The organism is Acidovorax sp. LjRoot66, assembly GCF_964253305.1.
In the GTDB taxonomy this organism is placed as follows: Bacteria; Pseudomonadota; Gammaproteobacteria; order Burkholderiales; family Burkholderiaceae_C; genus Acidovorax.
In genome coordinates, this window is sequence record NZ_CAXUQU020000001.1 from 1702699 (window position 1) to 1719015 (window position 16317).

13 protein-coding genes and 1 pseudogene are annotated in these 16317 nt (G+C 68.4%); 6 read left to right on the plus strand and 8 right to left on the minus strand.

The features are described 5' to 3' along the window. Window positions 1–15 precede the first annotated feature (15 nt). The 3 genes from ACSQ3Y_RS07955 to ACSQ3Y_RS07965 are packed head-to-tail and all read right to left on the minus strand — an operon-like array spanning window position 16 to window position 1286. On the minus strand, window positions 16–321 hold the full coding sequence (locus tag ACSQ3Y_RS07955; RefSeq protein WP_057201498.1) for an urease subunit beta: 306 nt from the start codon (window positions 319–321) through the stop codon (window positions 16–18). 34 nt (window positions 322–355) lie between these two features. Continuing rightward, entirely contained in the window at window positions 356–958 is a 603-nt protein-coding gene (locus ACSQ3Y_RS07960) for a HupE/UreJ family protein (RefSeq protein WP_057201497.1), read from the minus strand. A 25-nt stretch (window positions 959–983) separates the two neighbouring features. After that, entirely contained in the window at window positions 984–1286 is a 303-nt protein-coding gene (locus ACSQ3Y_RS07965) for an urease subunit gamma (RefSeq protein ID WP_055399013.1), read from the minus strand. Window positions 1287–1490: 204 nt separating this feature from the next. On the opposite strand from ACSQ3Y_RS07965, the gene ACSQ3Y_RS07970 reads away from it, so the two are divergent. Both ACSQ3Y_RS07970 and ACSQ3Y_RS07975 read left to right on the plus strand, forming a co-directional pair. Then, complete coding sequence (locus tag ACSQ3Y_RS07970) at window positions 1491–5111, plus strand: hybrid sensor histidine kinase/response regulator (RefSeq protein ID WP_436176908.1); 3621 nt, start codon at window positions 1491–1493, stop codon at window positions 5109–5111. Beyond that, the gene (locus tag ACSQ3Y_RS07975) at window positions 5108–6154 is read left to right on the plus strand and encodes a response regulator (protein ID WP_436176909.1); all 1047 of its coding nucleotides are present in this window, start codon (window positions 5108–5110) and stop codon (window positions 6152–6154) included. The genes ACSQ3Y_RS07970 and ACSQ3Y_RS07975 overlap by 4 nt, the downstream gene beginning before the upstream one ends. Here the strand turns inward: ACSQ3Y_RS07975 and ACSQ3Y_RS07980 are convergent. Beyond that, complete coding sequence (locus ACSQ3Y_RS07980) at window positions 6151–6477, minus strand: plasmid stabilization protein (RefSeq protein WP_436176910.1); 327 nt, start codon at window positions 6475–6477, stop codon at window positions 6151–6153. The genes ACSQ3Y_RS07975 and ACSQ3Y_RS07980 overlap by 4 nt on opposite strands. A 382-nt stretch (window positions 6478–6859) precedes the next feature. On the opposite strand from ACSQ3Y_RS07980, the gene ACSQ3Y_RS07985 reads away from it, so the two are divergent. Continuing rightward, a complete protein-coding gene (locus tag ACSQ3Y_RS07985) occupies window positions 6860–7756 on the plus strand; it encodes a hypothetical protein (protein ID WP_436176911.1) in 897 nt (298 codons plus the stop codon). Window positions 7757–8026: 270 nt separating this feature from the next. Further along, the gene (locus tag ACSQ3Y_RS07990) at window positions 8027–11011 is read left to right on the plus strand and encodes an EAL domain-containing protein (RefSeq protein ID WP_436176912.1); all 2985 of its coding nucleotides are present in this window, start codon (window positions 8027–8029) and stop codon (window positions 11009–11011) included. An 18-nt stretch (window positions 11012–11029) separates the two neighbouring features. On the opposite strand, the gene ACSQ3Y_RS07995 is transcribed toward ACSQ3Y_RS07990, so the two are convergent. Together ACSQ3Y_RS07995 and ACSQ3Y_RS08000 are read right to left on the minus strand one after the other, a co-directional pair. Continuing rightward, entirely contained in the window at window positions 11030–11662 is a 633-nt protein-coding gene (locus ACSQ3Y_RS07995; RefSeq protein ID WP_436176913.1) for an FMN-binding negative transcriptional regulator, read from the minus strand. A gap of 93 nt (window positions 11663–11755) precedes the next feature. After that, a complete protein-coding gene (locus ACSQ3Y_RS08000; RefSeq protein ID WP_436176914.1) occupies window positions 11756–12655 on the minus strand; it encodes a LysR family transcriptional regulator in 900 nt (299 codons plus the stop codon). Between the two features lie 74 nt (window positions 12656–12729). Between ACSQ3Y_RS08000 and ACSQ3Y_RS08005 the strand changes: the two genes are divergently transcribed. Beyond that, window positions 12730–13452: a glutathione S-transferase family protein gene (locus tag ACSQ3Y_RS08005; protein ID WP_436176915.1), complete on the plus strand. Its 723-nt coding sequence runs from the start codon at window positions 12730–12732 to the stop codon at window positions 13450–13452. 52 nt (window positions 13453–13504) lie between these two features. On the opposite strand, the pseudogene ACSQ3Y_RS08010 reads toward ACSQ3Y_RS08005, so the two are convergent. Together ACSQ3Y_RS08010 and ACSQ3Y_RS08015 are read right to left on the minus strand one after the other, a co-directional pair. Further along, window positions 13505–14206 (minus strand): annotated as a pseudogene (locus tag ACSQ3Y_RS08010) (DUF6597 domain-containing transcriptional factor); the annotation flags it as partial. Window positions 14207–14245: 39 nt separating this feature from the next. Next, window positions 14246–14950 carry a DUF3334 family protein gene (locus ACSQ3Y_RS08015; protein ID WP_057201492.1) on the minus strand — a complete coding sequence of 235 codons (705 nt, stop codon included), beginning with the start codon at window positions 14948–14950 and terminating at the stop codon, window positions 14246–14248. Window positions 14951–15116: 166 nt separating this feature from the next. Here ACSQ3Y_RS08015 and ACSQ3Y_RS08020 point away from each other — a divergent pair, with 166 nt between their 5' ends. Further along, window positions 15117–16304, plus strand: a complete 1188-nt coding sequence (locus ACSQ3Y_RS08020) for an S-methyl thiohydantoin desulfurase domain-containing protein (RefSeq protein WP_057201491.1) — start codon at window positions 15117–15119, stop codon at window positions 16302–16304. Window positions 16305–16317: the final 13 nt, after the last annotated feature.

Below are 16317 nucleotides of genomic sequence, written 5' to 3' on the forward strand. Positions count from 1 at the left end.
GGGCAGGGCGCTGCATCACAGCGGCCCCTGCACCAGCCCGCGAAAGCCGTACACCGTGCGGTCGCCCGCATAGTCCACCAGCTCCACGGTGCGCTCCTGCCCGGGCTCGAAGCGCACGGCCGTGCCCGAGGCGATGTTCAGCCGCATGCCGCGCGCAGCCTCGCGGTCGAAGCCCAGGGCGCCGTTGGTCTCGGCAAAGTGGTAGTGCGAACCGACCTGGATGGGCCGGTCCGCCGTGTTGCGCACCAGCACGGTCAGCGTGCGGCGCCCGGGGTTCAGGGCGTGTTCACCCGCGTCGATCAGCAGTTCGCCTGGGATCATGGTGGCGTGTCCTTGTCTGATGAAAAGGGAGGGGTCAGGCCAGTTGCAGCAGCATGGCGCCGCCCAGGGCGGCCACGCCGGCACCGGCCGCGCGGGTCAGCCACACGGTGCGGTGGCGCAGCGCCCAGCCCGCAGCCAGGCCCGCGCAGTGCAGCAGCACCGTGGCGCACAGCATGCCGGCCAGGGTCTGCCAGGCGCTGTCGCTGCCGGCCAGTTCGTAGCCGTGGGCCAGGCCGTGGAACAGCGCGAACACGCCCACGCCCAGTGCCGCCGCCAGGCCCGGCACGCGCAGGCGCGACGCCACCAGCAGCCCCGTGGCCAGCAGCGAGGCAGCGATCATCGGCTCCACCGCCGGCAGGGCCACACCCTGCAGGCCCATCACCGCGCCCACCAGCAGCAGGCTGGCAAAGCCCAGCGGGCCCCACAGCAGCTCGGGCCCGGCGCGGCGCGCGGCCAGCGCGCTCCACAGGCCCACGGCCACCATGGCGGCCAGGTGGTCCAGCCCGAACAGCGGGTGGGTGAAGCCGCTGAAGAAGTCGCTGTGCGCGTGCGCGCCGCCATCGGTATGGGCGCTGGCGGCCGTGGCCAGCGTGGCCAGGGCGATGAGGGCAAGGGTGCGGGTGCGTGATGCGCGCATGGATTAAATCTCCGGAAAGTGCTGCTTAGACGATGGGTTGGTGCACGGTGACCAGCTTGGTCCCGTCGGGAAAGGTGGCCTCGACCTGGATGTCGGGGATCATCTCGGCGATGCCGTCCATCACGTCGGCGCGGGTCAGCACCGTGCGCCCCTCGCTCATGAGCTGGGCCACGGTCTTGCCGTCGCGCGCGCCCTCCATCACGGCGGCGCTGATCAGCGCCATGGCCTCGGGGTAATTCAGCTTCAGGCCCCGCGCCTTGCGGCGCTCGGCCAGCAGGGCCGCGGTGAAGATCAGCAGCTTGTCCTTTTCGCGGGGGGTGAGTTCCATGGTCTTGGTGGTGTGGTGATCGGATAGAGCGGTGCCATGCCGTGCGCTGGAGCAAGGGCTCGCCCTGGTCCGCACCATCATAGTGAGCAAGCCCCGTGCCGGCCATACGTCGATTGGCGCATCTACCCCGACCGGCGCGGCGCCAGTGGCATGGAAACTGCACCATCACAGGGACTGCCGCCCCGCATCTCTTGACGCTCCTCCATGCCACCCACCACCGCCACCATAGCCTCGCCTGACGCGGGAGTTCCCGTACAGGGCGGTACGGACGTGGACGCCCAGGCCCCGCAGCAGGTCGTCAAGGTCCGGCGCGACTACAACAGTTGGGTGGCCACCGAGACCATGGAAGACTACGCGCTGCGCTACACGCCCCAGCGCTTTCGCAAGTGGTCCGAATGGCGCGTGGCCAACACCGCCTTCGGCGCGGCCTCCTTCCTGATCCTGGAGGCCGTGGGCGCCACGCTGCTGGTGCAGTACGGCTTCGTCAACGCCTTCTGGGCCATCGTCGCCACAGGGCTCATCATTTTCCTGGCGGGCCTGCCCATCAGCGTCTACGCCGCCCGCTACGGGGTGGACATGGACCTGCTCACGCGCGGCGCGGGCTTCGGCTACATCGGCTCCACCCTCACCTCGCTGATCTACGCCTCCTTCACCTTCATCTTCTTCGCGCTCGAGGCGGCCGTCATGGCCTATGCGCTCGAGCTGGCGCTCGACATCCCGCCCACCTGGGGCTACCTGATCTGCGCCGTGGTGGTGATTCCGCTGGTCACCCACGGCGTCTCGGCCATCAGCCGGCTGCAGGTGTGGAGCCAGCCGCTGTGGCTGGTGATGCTGGTGGTGCCCTTCGTCTATGTCATTACGCACGATCCTGGTGCGTTCTTGGGCATATCGCACTATGGTGGTGAATCCGGGCGCGGCACTACCTTTCAATTGCCCTTGTTTGGTGCAGCACTCACGGTCGGCATTGCGCTCATTACCCAGATGGGGGAGCAGGCCGACTACCTGCGCTTCATGCCGGCCAGCACGCCGGCCACGCGCGGGCGCTGGTGGCTGGGGGTGCTGGCCGGCGGGCCCGGCTGGGTGGTGCTGGGAGTGCTCAAGATGCTGGGCGGCGCACTGCTGGCCTACCTGGCCCTTACCCACATGGTGCCGGCCGACCGCGCAGTAGACCCCAACCAAATGTACCTGGTGGCCTACGAATACGTCTTCCCGCACTACGGCTGGGCGGTGGCGGCCACGGCGCTGTTCGTGGTGGTCTCGCAGATGAAGATCAACGTCACCAACGCCTACGCGGGCTCGCTGGCCTGGTCCAACTTCTTCTCGCGCCTCACGCACAGCCACCCGGGGCGCGTGGTGTGGGTGGTGTTCAACACCCTCATCGCCTTCATGCTGATGGAGATGAACGTCTTTCGCGCCATGGGCGAGGTGCTGGGCCTGTACTCCAACATCGCCATCGCCTGGATCATGTCGGTGGTGGCCGACCTGGTCATCAACAAGCCCCTGGGCCTGTCGCCCAAGGGCATCGAGTTCAAGCGCGCCCACCTGTACGACATCAACCCCGTGGGCGTGGGCTCCATGGCGTTGGCCTCCGTGCTGTCCATCAGCGCCCACCTGGGCCTGTTCGGCCCGCTGCCGCAGGCCTTCTCGGCGGTGATCGCCATGGCGGTGGCCTTCGTCACCGCGCCGCTCATTGCCTGGGCCACCGGGGGGCGCTACTACATCGCGCGCCGCTCTGAGGCGCCGGCCCTGGCGGATCTGCAGGCCGTGCCCATGCATGGCCCGGTCAGCGGCCAGGTGGCGGCCGACCTGGGCGGCGCCCTGCGCTATTCGGTGCAGCGCTGCGTGGTCTGCGAGCGCGAGTACGAGGCGCCCGACATGGCCCAGTGCCCCGCCTACGGCGGCGGCATCTGCTCGCTGTGCTGCACGCTCGACGCGCGCTGCGGCGACCTGTGCAAACCCCATGCGAGCATGGCGGTGCAGTGGTCCTCGGCCCTGCGCTGGGTGCTGCCGCGCGCCATCTGGCGCTACCTGGACACGGGCCTGGGCCACTTCCTGCTGCTGATGCTGGTGATTGGGCCGCTCCTGGCCTCCGTCATGGGGCTGCTGTACCACCAGGAGCTCAACACCATCGCCCAGGCCATGACCGACACCGAGGTGCTGGCTGCGCCCGAGGTGGCGCTGCGCTCGGGCCTGCTCAAGGCCTACCTGGCGCTGCTGGTCATCTCCGGCATCGTCGCCTGGTGGCTGGTGCTGGCGCACAAGAGCCGCCAGGTGGCGCAGGAGGAGTCGAACCGCCAGACCGGCTTGCTGGTGCGCGAGATCGAGCTGCACCGCCAGACCGACGAGGCCCTGCAGAACGCCCGCAGCGTGGCCGAGCAGGCGCGCCAGGTGGCCGAGGAGGCGAAACGCGCCGCCGACCAAGCCAACCAGGCCAAGAGCCGCTACATCAGCGCCATCAGCCACGAGATCCGCACCCCGCTCAACTCCATCCTGGGCTATGCCCAGCTCATGGGCGAAGACGCCGGCGTGCCGCCGCACCGCAAGCAGGCCGTGCATGTCATCCGCCGCGGCGGCGAGCACCTGTTGTCGCTGATCGAGGGCACGCTCGACATCGCGCGCATCGAGTCGGGCAAGCTCACGCTCGACGTCACGCCCATGCGTTTTGCCGACGGCCTGCACGAGATGGCCAGCCTGTTCGAGCTGCAGGCCGCCGCCAAGGGCCTGGCCTTCCAGTTCGACGTGCAGGGCGTCATCCCCGAGGTGGTGCGCGCCGACGAAAAGCGCCTGCGCCAGATACTCATCAACCTGCTGGGCAATGCCGTCAAGTTCACCGCGCACGGCCGCGTCACGCTGCGTGTGCGCTACGCCCGCGAAATCGCGCGCATCGACGTGCAGGACACGGGGCCGGGCCTGAGCGCCGACGAGATCGAGCGCATCTTCGAGCCCTTCGCGCGCGGCGGCAGCGCAGGGGCCGTGGCGGCCACCCCTGGCGCCGGCCTGGGCCTGACCATCGCCAAGATGCTCACCGCGCTCATGGGCGGCGAGCTCACCGTCACCAGCGAGCCCGGCCTGGGCTCGGTGTTCCACGTCAAGCTGTTCCTGCCCGAGGTGCATGCCGATGCCCTGGGCAAGGCCGCAGCAGCGCCGCTGGCGCGGGTGCAGCGGGTGCGCAAGGGCTACGCCGGCGAGCGCCGCCGCATCCTCGTGGTCGACAACGAAGAGCCCGACCGCGAGCTGCTGGTGCAACTGCTCGAACCCCTGGGCTTCGAGCTGCGCCAGGCCGCCAGCGGCCACGACGCGCTCGACCTGCTGGCCACCGGCTACCGCCCGCACGCCCTCTTCATGGACCTGGCCATGCCCGGCATCGACGGGTGGGAGACCCTGCGGCGCGTGCGGCAGATGCATTTGCCTGAAGTCCACTGCGCCATCGTGTCTGCGAATGCCTTCGACAAGGCATTGGACAACGACGTGGACATCCGCCCCGAGGACTTCATCGTCAAGCCCGTGCGCCACAGCGAGCTGCTCGACTGGCTGGAGCGGCGCCTGGCGCTGCAGTGGCTCGGCGAAGCACAGGCCCCCGCCCCGGTGCTGGCCGCGCCCGATGCCGGGGCCGCCAGCAGGCCGCTGACCTACCCCGACCCCGGCGCCCTGGCCGCGCTGTCGCAGGCCGTGTCGCTGGGCTACTACCGTGGCATCCTCAACGCCCTGGAAGAGATCGAACGCCACCAGCCCGCGCATGGCGCCTTCGTGCACACCATGCGCGGCCTGGCCCGGCAGTTCCAGTTCGATGCCATGGGGCAGATACTTGAGCAGGCACCACCGTGAACACCGCAGCACCCAACCACGGCCCCCTGGCCGTATCCTCCCCCGGCGACACACTCGACCGGGGTGACAGCGACGTCGTGCTCATCGTCGATGACGTGCCCGACAACCTGGCCGTGCTGCACGATGCGCTCGACGAATCGGGTTACACCGTGCTCGTCGCCATGCATGGCGAGGCCGCGCTGCAGCGCGCTGCCCAGGCCCTGCCCGACATCGTGCTGCTCGACGCCATGATGCCCGGCATGGACGGCTTCGAGGTCGCGCGGCGCCTGAAGGCGTCGCCCCTGACGGCGCACATCCCCATCATCTTCATGACCGGCCTGACCGAGACCGAGCACCTGGTGGCCGCGCTGGAGGCGGGTGGGGTGGACTATGTCACCAAGCCCATCAAGCCGCGCGAAGTGATGGCGCGCATGGGCGTGCACCTGGGCGCCGCGCGCAAGGCGCGGGCAGATGCCAGCCAGGCACGCGAGGCGCGCAATGCGCTCGACGCCTTCGGTTATGCGAGCATCACCGTGCGCGCGGTGGACGGGCGCATTGTCTGGCAGACGCCGCTGGCGCGCGAGTTGCTCAAGGCCTATTTCGGCGAGGCCAGCCCCTGGGCGCCCGAGCAGGTGCAGGCCTGGCTGCGCCGCCACGTGCTGGCCGAGAACGCCGCCGAACTGCTGGTCCATGCCCAGGCCGAGCCGCCGCGCCTGGCCATCGACCAGGGAGCGCGCCGCCTGACCTTCCGCCTGCACCAGCAGGCCGGCGACAGCGAGGGCGGCGGCGACTGGCTGATCGTGATGCGCGAGGTGTCCGACGCGAAGATCATCGAATCCATGAGCCTGGCCTTCAAGCTCACCGCGCGCGAGGCCGAGGTGCTGTACTGGGTGGTCAAGGGCAAGATCAACCGCGACATCGGCGACATCCTGGGCGCCAGCCCGGCCACCGTCAAGAAGCACCTGGAGCGCGTGTTCGCCAAGCTCGGCGTGGAGACGCGCACGGCGGCGGCGGGCATGGTGATGAACCGCATCCGCCAGCTGCACCCGCAGTTCGAGGGTTAGCGACCTGCAGCCTTCTCCAACTGCGCCTTGTTCATCTTCGAGCGGCCTTTGATGCCCTTGCGTTTGGCGTCTTCATAGAGCTGCTCGCGCGTGCGGCCCTGCGCGCCCTGGTGCGAGCGCTGGCCGCCGCGCACCGGGGCGGGTGTGTCCTTCAGGGTCTTGGGGTTGGCCTTCTCGGCCTCGCCGTGCTGCGCACGTTCCTTGTTCACGGTGCGCGCGGCGATCTGTTCGGCCGTGCGCTCGCTCTTGCCGCGCTCGAGCAGGCTGTCCTTGATGTGGCCATACTGGCGTTCGCGCTTGGCGCTCCAACTCGTTTGGGGCATGGCGTCCTCCATGGTGGTGTGTCCAGTACCCCAATCTATGCGCCATGGCGCGCGGCCCGGATAGGACGGCCCATCGCCCCGGTGTAGGACAGGCCTACAACCTCTGCGCCCTGCGCACCCGCATCACGATGCGTTGAGCCCAACAGTGTCATTTTTCGGGGATGCGTGCTATCCGCTGACAAGGGCTTTGAACGCCCAGTGATCGCAATGGAGACACGCCACTACCCGCCAGGGAGACAGGCCTGTCAGGCAACTTCGCACCAGGCGTGTCCGAAGAAAAGAGACAGGGTTTCCATCCCGGCCCTGACTCAAGAAAACCGGAGCGGCCTCTACAGTGGAATTGCGCTATTTGCCAATTTTTTCTTGTCACCGAGGCCCGATCATGTTTGAGTCCATCGCCACAGCTCCCGCCCCCACCGTGCGTGTGCATCCGCCGCTGCCGTCGCGGGCCTTTGGCGTGGCATCCAAGGAGCGCGAGGCGCGCACTGCCTTGCAGCCCACGCGCATGGACGCGCTCAACCGCCTGACCACCAAGGAAGAACGCCTGCCCTTCTGGGTGCGCCTGGTCAGGAACGAGGCCGACCTGCGCAAGGCCGTGCACATCCGCCACGCGGCCTATGCGCGCCATGTGCCCGACCTGGCGCACCAACTGCAGGAGCCCGAGGCCACCGATTACGAAGACGGGGTCGTGGTGTTGCTGGCCGAGTCCAAGCTCGACGGCTCTCCCCTGGGTACTGCGCGCATCCAGAGCAACCGCTTTCGCGCGCTCAGTGTGGAGCAGTCGGTCGAGCTGCCGGCATGGATGGACGGCATGCACCTGGCCGAAGTGACGCGCCTGGGCATCGTTGGCGGCACCATGGGCCGCTTGGTGAAGACGGTGCTTATCAAGGCCGCCTTCCAATACTGCGAGCGCCAGGGCATCGAGCAGGCGATTGCCGCTGGCCGCGCCCCCATCGACCGGCACTATGAGCAACTGCTGTTCGAAGACCTGTTCCCTGCCACGGGCTTCATTCCCCTGGCCCACGCGGGCAACCTGCCGCACCGGGTGATGGCCTTCGACATCGACAGCGGCCCGGCACGCTGGCAGCAGGCGCAGCACCCGGCGCTCAACTTCTTTTGCCACACCCGCCATCCGGACATCGACATGGGCCCGGTGCCTGTACATGGCCTGCCCGCCAGCAACAAGCCGGCCGTGGTGGCGCCGACCCCGCGCCGTGTGTCGGCCAGTGGCCGAGGACGGGAACTGCCCCCGCGCATGAGCAACCGGGCATTTGCCTGAGCAACCCCACCCCCGGTGGGTGGGGTGAAAGCTGCGCCCCGGTCCTTCCAAAAAAATCACCTGTTGGTAAAAAGGCCACACCTGCCGTGGCCTTTTTTGTGCCCGTTGCTTTGTAAACTCGCACAAAAAGGGGGAACGCGCAAAGACTTGCGATGCAGGCCGTGTGTTCCGTGACAAGATGGAAGATTGCGCGCGGTCGCGGCCTTGCTCGGCCCTGTACCACGCGCCATCCAGCGCGTGGCCGTGGGGGCTGCGCAACCACACAAAACCATGGGGTCACCGCGATTGCAGGAGCACGCACGGCAAGGGGTTCGGCGCGGCGTAGTCTTTGTGGACTGGCTGCTGCGCACGATGTCCATCTACATCATTCCCATCGCCATGGCTGGCGTGGCGGTGTGGGCGTTGCTGTTCTGGCAGAGCAATTACCTGTCGGCCGGCGGCCACACCTTGATGATGCGCGTGCTGCCACAGGCGGCCGCAGAACTCACTCCTGAGCAGGCCCTGGCCGCGCTGGCGAACCGGCCACTCAAGTCCTTCCACGATACCAACCTGTCCGAGGCACCCGTATGGCTGCTGGTGGACCTGCCGGTCTCGATGGCGCAGCCGCCCTCGCTGCTGTTCCCCTCGCGCCACGCCGTGGCCATGGCCTGCTGGGACGGCACGAGCCTGGTATCGCTGGGCCAGGCCACGCGTGAGCAGGCCAGTGGCAGCCTGATCCCCATGAAGGCGGGTTTTGGCCTGCCCGAGGCCAGCGCCGGCCTGCGCGTGCTCTGCCGCGCTGCGTTCGTCGGGCCTGCACGCCTGCAGGCCGACTGGTGGGCACAGGCCGATCTGCAGGCCTCGGTGCTGGAGTTCCACCGCAACCTGGGCCTGCTCGAAGGTGGCCTGGTGGTGCTGGGCATGTTCGTGCTGATGACGGCGCTGATCAACCGGCAGTCGCTGTACGTGCTGTTTGCCGCCTGGTTGGTGGTCACGCTGCGGGTGGGGGCCATCTCTGCCGGCTGGGACGTGCAGTGGCTGGGCCACCTGGTGCCCACGCCCTGGCTGTTTCCGACCCGTGCGCTCACCGTGGCGGTGTACGGTTTTCTGACCATCACGCTCTACAAGAGCCTGTTCCAGGAAGACCTGGACCGTTCGCGCCTGGGGCCCTGGATACGCGGCGCACAGTGGGCCTGCATTCCCCTGCTGCTGGCCGCCGTGTTCCTGCCCTACGGCCTGTACCTGCAGATGATGTGGGTGTCCACCGGCCTGGGCCTGTTGCTGATGACGGTGAGCCTGGTGCGCATCGTGTTCAAGACCCGCTCGCGCGTGGCCATGTGGTACGGCGCATCGCTTGGGGTCACTTTCCTGTCGAGTTTTTCGGAGATCGTGGCGGCGGCCTATGGCATGAAGGTGCTGGTGGGCACCGTGAACCACGTCACGGCAGCCCTGTCGTCGAGCCTGCTGGCGGCGCTGGCGATTGCCGAGCAGATGCGCCAGGAGCACGTCAAGCGCCTGGAGGTGCAGGCCCAGCTGCAGTATGCCTACGAGGCCATGCCCATCGGCCTGTTCACGCTCGACCTGCAAGGCCGCTTCCTGAGCGCCAACCCCGCACTGGTGGACATGCTGGGCGATGGCCTTCTGGACAACGGCGGGCGCACCTGGCGCGCGCAGTTCGGCGACGCGGCCTGGCTGCAGCTGGACCAGATGGTGCACAGCCAATCCGAAACAGAAACCGAGTTTGCGGTGAACGGGCGCGATGATGGCGAACTGACGCGGCGCTTCATGGTGCGTGCCACCCAGGCGCGCGGCCGCATCGAAGGCTCGCTGCAGGACGTGACCGAGAAATCGCGTGCCACCGAGAACCTGCGCGTGCTGGCCCACCACGATGCGCTCACGCGCGTGCTCAACCGCCGGGGCATCGAGCAGGTGCTCGAATCGGCCCTGGCGCAGCGCAACCAGGGCAAGCCGCTGGCGCTGGCCTACCTGGACCTGGACCGCTTCAAGCTCATCAACGACCTGTTTGGCCATGCGGCCGGCGATGACGTGCTGCAGCAGGTGTGCGCGCGCGTCTCGCAGATGCTGTCGGGCAACATGCAGATCGGGCGCGTGGGGGGCGATGAGTTCCTGATCGTTTTTCCGGACACCCACATCACGCTGGCCCGGCTCATCAGCCAGGGCATCGTTGCCAGCATCTGCACCAGCCCCTACCGGGTGGGGGCGCGCTCGTTCCACGTGCGCGGCTCCATCGGCCTCATCGAAGTGGCGCCGGGCAGCACCATCCGCGACGTGGTCTCCACCGCCGACCACGCCTGCCGCGATGCCAAGCGCGGCCTGCAGCAGGGCCTGGCGGTGTACGAGCGCGATGCGCCCGGCCTGATTGCCCACGAGACGGAGATGAAGCTGGTGGAGCGCCTGTCGTCCGACGAGCGCATCGAGGGCCTGTACCTGGAAATGCAGCCCATCATGTCGCTCACGGCCCCCACCGAGTCGCTCAACTTCGAGGTGCTGCTGCGCATGCGCGATGCCAGCGGCGCGCTGGTGCCCACACCGCGCCTGATCGCCGCAGGCGAGCACAGCGGGCGCATGGGCGTCATCGACCGCTGGGTGCTGGGCACGGTGTTCGAGTGGCTGGGCAAGCACCATGGCCAGCTGGGGCGCACCCAGTTCGTGTGCCTGAATCTGAGCGGTGCTTCGCTCAACGACGAGGCCTTCATCGACGACGTGTTCGCCCTGTTCGACGAGCACCCCCACTTGGCCAGCTGGCTGTGCCTGGAGATCACCGAAAGCGTGGCCCTGCACGACCTGGAGAACACGCGCCGCTTCATCAGCCAGGTGCGCTCTTACGGCGCCAAGGTGGCGCTCGACGACTTCGGTGCCGGCTACACCTCGTTCTCGTACCTCAAGGACCTGCCCTCCGACCTGCTCAAGATCGACGGCAACTTCATCGTCAACATGAACCGCCACCCGGCCAATGTGGCCATCGTCGAGGCCATCGTGAGCCTGGCGCGCAACCTGGGCATGAAGACCATCGCCGAATGGGCCGAGGACCAGGCCACCGTGCAAACCCTGGCCGAGATCGGTGTGGACTACGTGCAGGGCTTCATCGTGGCGCGGCCCCAGTCGCCCGAGGTGCTGCTGACCGCGTCCTCCGCCGCCAGCTTCATCGAAGACCCGCAGCTCCTGCAGTTCGTGCAGATGCTCGGTGCTGCGGGCCCACCATCGGGGCAGGGCGGGCTGTTTGGCGAGCGCCGCTCGGACTCCTCTGGCCACTGACGCCCGCAGCTGCGGTGGTCAGGGCACGATCAGCCGCGCCACGTCGCGCGCCATGCCTGAGGGCTCGCGCTCCAGGTGGTCAATGAGGCTGCGCCGGTCGGCCTCGGTGCGCTGCTGCGACAAAAAGCGCTTGCCTTCCAATGCCGTGATTTCGATCTCGAACCCCACCAGGTGCCGTGCCGCGCTCTCCACGTAGTCGGGCGCGGCCATGTCCAGTGACCAGGGTTCTGCGCGGCTGGCCTCCTGCGCGGCGGTGAGTGCCACCAGGTGGGCGAGTACCCACACCGGGTCATCCTCCACCCAGCGCAGGCGCCCGCGCGCTTGCACGGCCACGTAGTTCCAGCTCGGTGCCAGGCGTGCGCTGCGCTGGCCATTCACGTACCAGCGTGGCGAGATGTAGGCGTTGGGGCCCTGGAAAAGCGCGATCAGGCTGTCGCCTTCGCCCACCTGCTGGCGCAGGGGATGGCTGCGCACCACGTGGCCCCGCAGGCAGGCCACCGCCCCGTCGGGCAGATGCAGCTCCAGTGGCAGCAAGTGAACGTCGCTGGCACCTGCCGCGCTGGTGGTGACCAGGGTGGCCAGCGGATAGGCCGCCATCAGCGGGTGCAGCGTGGCGGGGTCGTTCTCGGCGAAGAGGGGCAGGGCGTGCATGGCGGTGGAAATCCGGCGGGCAGTGGTGGCGCCCAGTATCGGTTGCCGCGCGTCCGGCGTATTGAACGTTGCGGCCAAGCCCGCTTGGGGCCCTTATTCCAGCACGAGCGTGCGCGCCAGGTGGGCATACACCGTGGCCACGCGTCGCAGGTGCCGCGCCTCGGGGTGTGTGAGCAGCCACAGCCCGGTCTCGCACTCATCGAGCGCATCGGTCAGCGGCAGCAGGCCGGAGTGCGGCTGGGCCAGGAAGACCGGCAGCACGCCCACCCCCAGCCCCAGGGCCACCATTTCCATCACGGTGAGGATGCTGTTCACACGGTAGCTTGCCACCGCCTTCGGAAAATGCCGCTTGCGCCACAGCACCGAGGGGTGGTCGGGCAGTGCATCGTCGGGCGCCACCCACAAGGCCTGTCCTGCCTGGATATCGGCATAGCGCTGCGTGGGCCCCTGCCGGGCGGCATACAGGGCCATGCGGATGGGGCCCACCTGCCGGCCCACCAGGTGGGGCGGCGGGCGGCGCGTGGCGCGCACGGCGATGTCCGTGTCGCGCCGGGTCAGGCTGGCAAGGTCGTTGCCGGCATGCAGCTCGAACTGCAGCAGCGGGTGCTGCCCCTGCAGCGCCGCCAGCGCAGGCGCCACCAGGCCGTGCAGGATGGTGTCGGTGGTGGTGATGCGCACCGTACCCGACACACGCTCGGGTTGTACCTGCGCTGCGGAGCGGGCCGATTCGAGGGCCGACTCCAGTTGCTCGGCATGCCCGGCCAGGGTCTGGGCCAGCTCCAGCGGCTGGTAGCCCGTGCGCGAGCGCGTGAACAGCGCCTGCCCCAGCCCGCGTTCGATGCGCTGCAGCGTGCGGAACACCGTGGACGGGTCCACGCCCAGGCGTTCCCCGGCACCTGCCAGCGTGCCGGCGCGTACCAGGGCCAGCACGTTCTCCAGATCGCTGGCACCCAACTGGTACGGCGTGGCTTGGTGTTGCGTTGGTGCAATCATGATTTGCAGTGGTGCGTATTTTGATTTCGTTGGCGCAATCATAGATTCAGGGCTCCCACCCATCAAGGACCACCATGCCGCACCCACTCACCCTCATCAGTCATCCCCTTTGCCCCTATGTCCAGCGGGCCGCCATTGCGCTGGTGGAAAAGGGCGTCGCCTTCGAGCGCATCGACATCGACCTGGCCGACAAGCCCGCCTGGTTCCTGGCCATCTCGCCACTGGGCAAGACGCCGGTGCTGCTGGTGGATGGCCAGCCGGTGTTCGAATCGGCCGTGATCTGCGAGTACCTGGACGAGACCACCGCGCCCCGCCTGCACCCGCAGGACGCGCTGGCCCGGGCGCGGCACCGCGGCTGGATGGAGTTCGGCTCGGCCGTGCTCTCGGCCATCGGCACGTTCTACAACGCCCCCGACGACACGGCGCTGGCCAGCCGGGCCGGGGAGATCCGGCGCCTGCTCGCGCAGGTCGAGGTGCAGTTGGGCATGCGGCAGGAAGGGGGTCCTTACTTTGCCGGCGAGACTTTCACGTTGGTCGATGCGGTGTTCGGCCCCGTGTTCCGCTACTTCGATGTGTTCGACCCGATCGGCGACTTCGGCATGTTCACAGGCCTGCCGCGCGTGGCGGCCTGGCGCGCGGTGCTGGCGGCCCGGCCTTCGGTGCAGGGCGCCGTGGGCGCGGACTATGCGGACCGGCTGCGCGTGTTTCTGCGTGCGCGCCAGGGGGCGCTGGCCCGGCGGATGGAGCTTGCCATGCCGCTTCCACCACCGGCACGGCCTCGGGCAGCGCAGGCGTGAAGCCACCGAGCCGGCGGAACTGGCGCGTCATGTGCGCCTGGTCGGCATAGCCCGCATCGTGCGCCAGGCCGGTGAGCGAGGGCGCTCGCCCCGCCTGCACCAGCGCCATGGCGCGCTGAAAGCGCAGAATGCCCGCCAGGCTGCGCAGCGGCAGGCCCACGGTGGCCAGCATGTCGCGGCGCAGGGTGCGCTCGGACATGGCCAGGGCGCTGCACATCGCCTGCAGGGGGGCGCCAGGGTGCATGTGCCACCAGCGCAGGGCTTGCAGTGCACGGGCCTGGGCCGGCCCGGGCGGCCCCGCGCGCTGCGACAGGCGGTGTGCCGCCTGCACCAGGGCGGCCTGCAGGCCAGGGGTGTCGGTGGCGGCCAGCAAGGCAGACGCCAGGTCGTTGCCCAGGGCGCGCTCTACCGCCGCGCCGGTCAGTACCTGGTTGAGCAAGGCGGCCGGATCCAATGCCAGGCAGGCGCCGCCCCAGCCGAGCCGGAAGCGCACGCCCGCGCTCCAGACAGGGGCGCGGTGGGCCACGGTGCCAGGGCGGTCCGCCGGGCCGGCAATGGCCAGGCGGACGGTGGCGATGCGACCGCTGCCATCCAGCACGGCATGGGCCACCAGGTCCATGCGCCCATCGGGCAGCACAGTCTGGCGGCGGGGAGCGGCGGGACGGTAGCACCACAGCGCCTCGACCCGCTCGGGGTCCAGCGAGCCCAGAGGCAACTCTTCGTACGGCAGGGGTTCCTGCGGCGGGCGTTGCATGGTTGGCGTCGGATGCTCGCTGGCCGACGGCGGCGCGGCTTACATGCCCAGCGACTTGAGCAGCTCGTCCGTGGCGGAATCACCGCTGTCGCCCGCCGGTGCGGGGGTCGGGGCGGTCGCGTTTTGCGTGCCCTGGGCGTTCTGGGACATCAGTGCATCGGCGTCGGGCGTGTCCTGTGCCTCGAAGTCCACCATCTTGATGAACTCGGTGCGGTCGATGGCCAGCTCCAGGTAGAAGATGTTGTTGCTGGCGGTGTAGAAGGTCACGCGCCGGGCCTCGGGCTTGTCCAGGTTGGCGTCCACGCTGAGCATCACCTGCTTGTTAAGCACCAGCATCTTGGGCTGGTTCTGGGTGATGTGGGTCTGCAGCTCGCGCCGCACCTTGCCGGTGAAGTCGCCCACCACCTGGTTCATGAGCTCGCCCATCACGTTGCTCACTTCGTCCGAGGTGTAGGAGGTGACCAGGTCGTCCTTGGACATACCCATGTTCAGCAGGTAGCTCGAATACAGCTCCATGGCCGCCTGGGCCGAGAAATTGATGATCACCAGCCCCGAGAAGCCGCCGTCGAACAGCACGAAGCAGCCGATGTCGGGTTTCAGGCAGGTCTTGCTGATGCGCTGCACCATGCCCGAGTAGTGGATCTGGCTGTGGGTGGCGACATTGAGCACGCGGGTGACCGAGTTGCACAGGCTGATCAACAGGTCTTCGGTGCCGTAGATGACGGAGGTTTCGGTGTGGCTCATGGTGTTCGCTCGGGTGCGCTCGGGAAAATGGGGCTGTACGGAGCATAGGCGAAGCGGCCGCACCCGGCCAGAGTGCTTTCCAGGCGCTGTGGCGCCGCTGTATGCTGCGGGTTGACAATCAAGCGGCATGGCGTATCGTGCCAGCCATTCAAAGGGGAGGATTCCAATGGGCGCTGTGTATACCTATGGGCTGGACGATCTGGAGGCCATCGCAGCGGGTGCTGCAATTCTTGCAAGTGGCGGCGGAGGCAGTTACGGCGACGCCTGCACCATCCTCGGGCAGCTTGCGCAGCAGGGCACCTTTACGCCGGTGACCGTCAAGGACTACGATGGCGCCACCCCTGCCTGCGTGCTGGCCATCATGGGCTCGCCCGATGCCGCCGACGGGCTGACCCTCACTGCCATCCAGAACTCCATCACCAACACCTCGCAGGTGTTCGAACAGGCCACCGGCTGGCCGCTGGGCTGCGTGATTCCGGTCGAAATCGGCCCCATCAACTCGCTGGTGCCCCTGATCGGGGCCGGAATGTCCCGCGGCACGATCTACGTGGTCAATGGGGACGGCGCCGGCCGCGCGGTACCCGAGCTGCCGCAGACCACCTTCACGGGCAGCGCGCAACTGGCTCCCTGCCCCTGCGCGCTGGCCAGCGACGCCCCCCCTTCGCCGCTGGTCGAATCGGCCGTGCTGGGTGCGCCCACGGCGGACAAGGTGGAAACGCTGGCGGGCGGGGTGGTCGGCGGTTTTGGCGGGTACTCGGGCATCGCCATGTGGCCATCCAACAAGGGCAATGGCTATGCGCTGTCGGGCAACTACATTCCCGGCACGCTGGAGCAGGCGCGCCAGCTGGGGCTTTCGCTGCTGAAGGCGCAGACGCCGCCTTCCACGGCGGCCGTGGCCGCCAACATCACCCAGCTGACCGGGCGCGCGGCCCAGGCGGTGCTGACCAATTTCTACATCACGGCGGTCACGCAATCCACCTCCAGCACTTCCTCGCTGGACTCAGGGGTCATTCGCCTGGACAATGCCCAGGATCCCAGCCAGAGCACGGCAACACACTACCTGTACAACCTCAACGAGAACCTGATCATGTACAGCACGGCGAGCACCTCGCCCGACATCATCGCGCCCGACTCGATCTGCTACTACTCCGAAAGCACGGGCCGGGGCTTCTCCAACGCCAGCGACGACCTGGCGGTCTACTTCAATGCCGCCACCGGCCAGAGCACGGGCAAGCAGGTCAGCGTGATCCAGGTGGCCACGGCACCCCAGCTGTACAGCACGCCGGGCGTGGTGGCATCGTTCGCAGCGCTGCTGCGCAACATCGGCTACGCAGGCGCGATGCCTTCGGCCTGAACCGGCTGGCCGC

Coding starts and splice junctions, on each gene's coding strand:
- ACSQ3Y_RS08020 (WP_057201491.1), top strand. CDS start 15,117: ATGGGCGCTGTGTATACCTATGGGCTGGACGATCTGGAGGCCATCGCA.
- ACSQ3Y_RS08015 (WP_057201492.1), bottom strand. CDS start 14,950: ATGAGCCACACCGAAACCTCCGTCATCTACGGCACCGAAGACCTGTTG.
- ACSQ3Y_RS07955 (WP_057201498.1), bottom strand. CDS start 321: ATGATCCCAGGCGAACTGCTGATCGACGCGGGTGAACACGCCCTGAAC.
- ACSQ3Y_RS07960 (WP_057201497.1), bottom strand. CDS start 958: ATGCGCGCATCACGCACCCGCACCCTTGCCCTCATCGCCCTGGCCACG.
- ACSQ3Y_RS08005 (WP_436176915.1), top strand. CDS start 12,730: ATGCCGCACCCACTCACCCTCATCAGTCATCCCCTTTGCCCCTATGTC.
- ACSQ3Y_RS07985 (WP_436176911.1), top strand. CDS start 6,860: ATGTTTGAGTCCATCGCCACAGCTCCCGCCCCCACCGTGCGTGTGCAT.
- ACSQ3Y_RS07970 (WP_436176908.1), top strand. CDS start 1,491: ATGCCACCCACCACCGCCACCATAGCCTCGCCTGACGCGGGAGTTCCC.
- ACSQ3Y_RS07995 (WP_436176913.1), bottom strand. CDS start 11,662: ATGCACGCCCTGCCCCTCTTCGCCGAGAACGACCCCGCCACGCTGCAC.
- ACSQ3Y_RS07965 (WP_055399013.1), bottom strand. CDS start 1,286: ATGGAACTCACCCCCCGCGAAAAGGACAAGCTGCTGATCTTCACCGCG.
- ACSQ3Y_RS07980 (WP_436176910.1), bottom strand. CDS start 6,477: ATGCCCCAAACGAGTTGGAGCGCCAAGCGCGAACGCCAGTATGGCCAC.
- ACSQ3Y_RS07990 (WP_436176912.1), top strand. CDS start 8,027: ATGGGGTCACCGCGATTGCAGGAGCACGCACGGCAAGGGGTTCGGCGC.
- ACSQ3Y_RS08000 (WP_436176914.1), bottom strand. CDS start 12,655: ATGATTGCACCAACGCAACACCAAGCCACGCCGTACCAGTTGGGTGCC.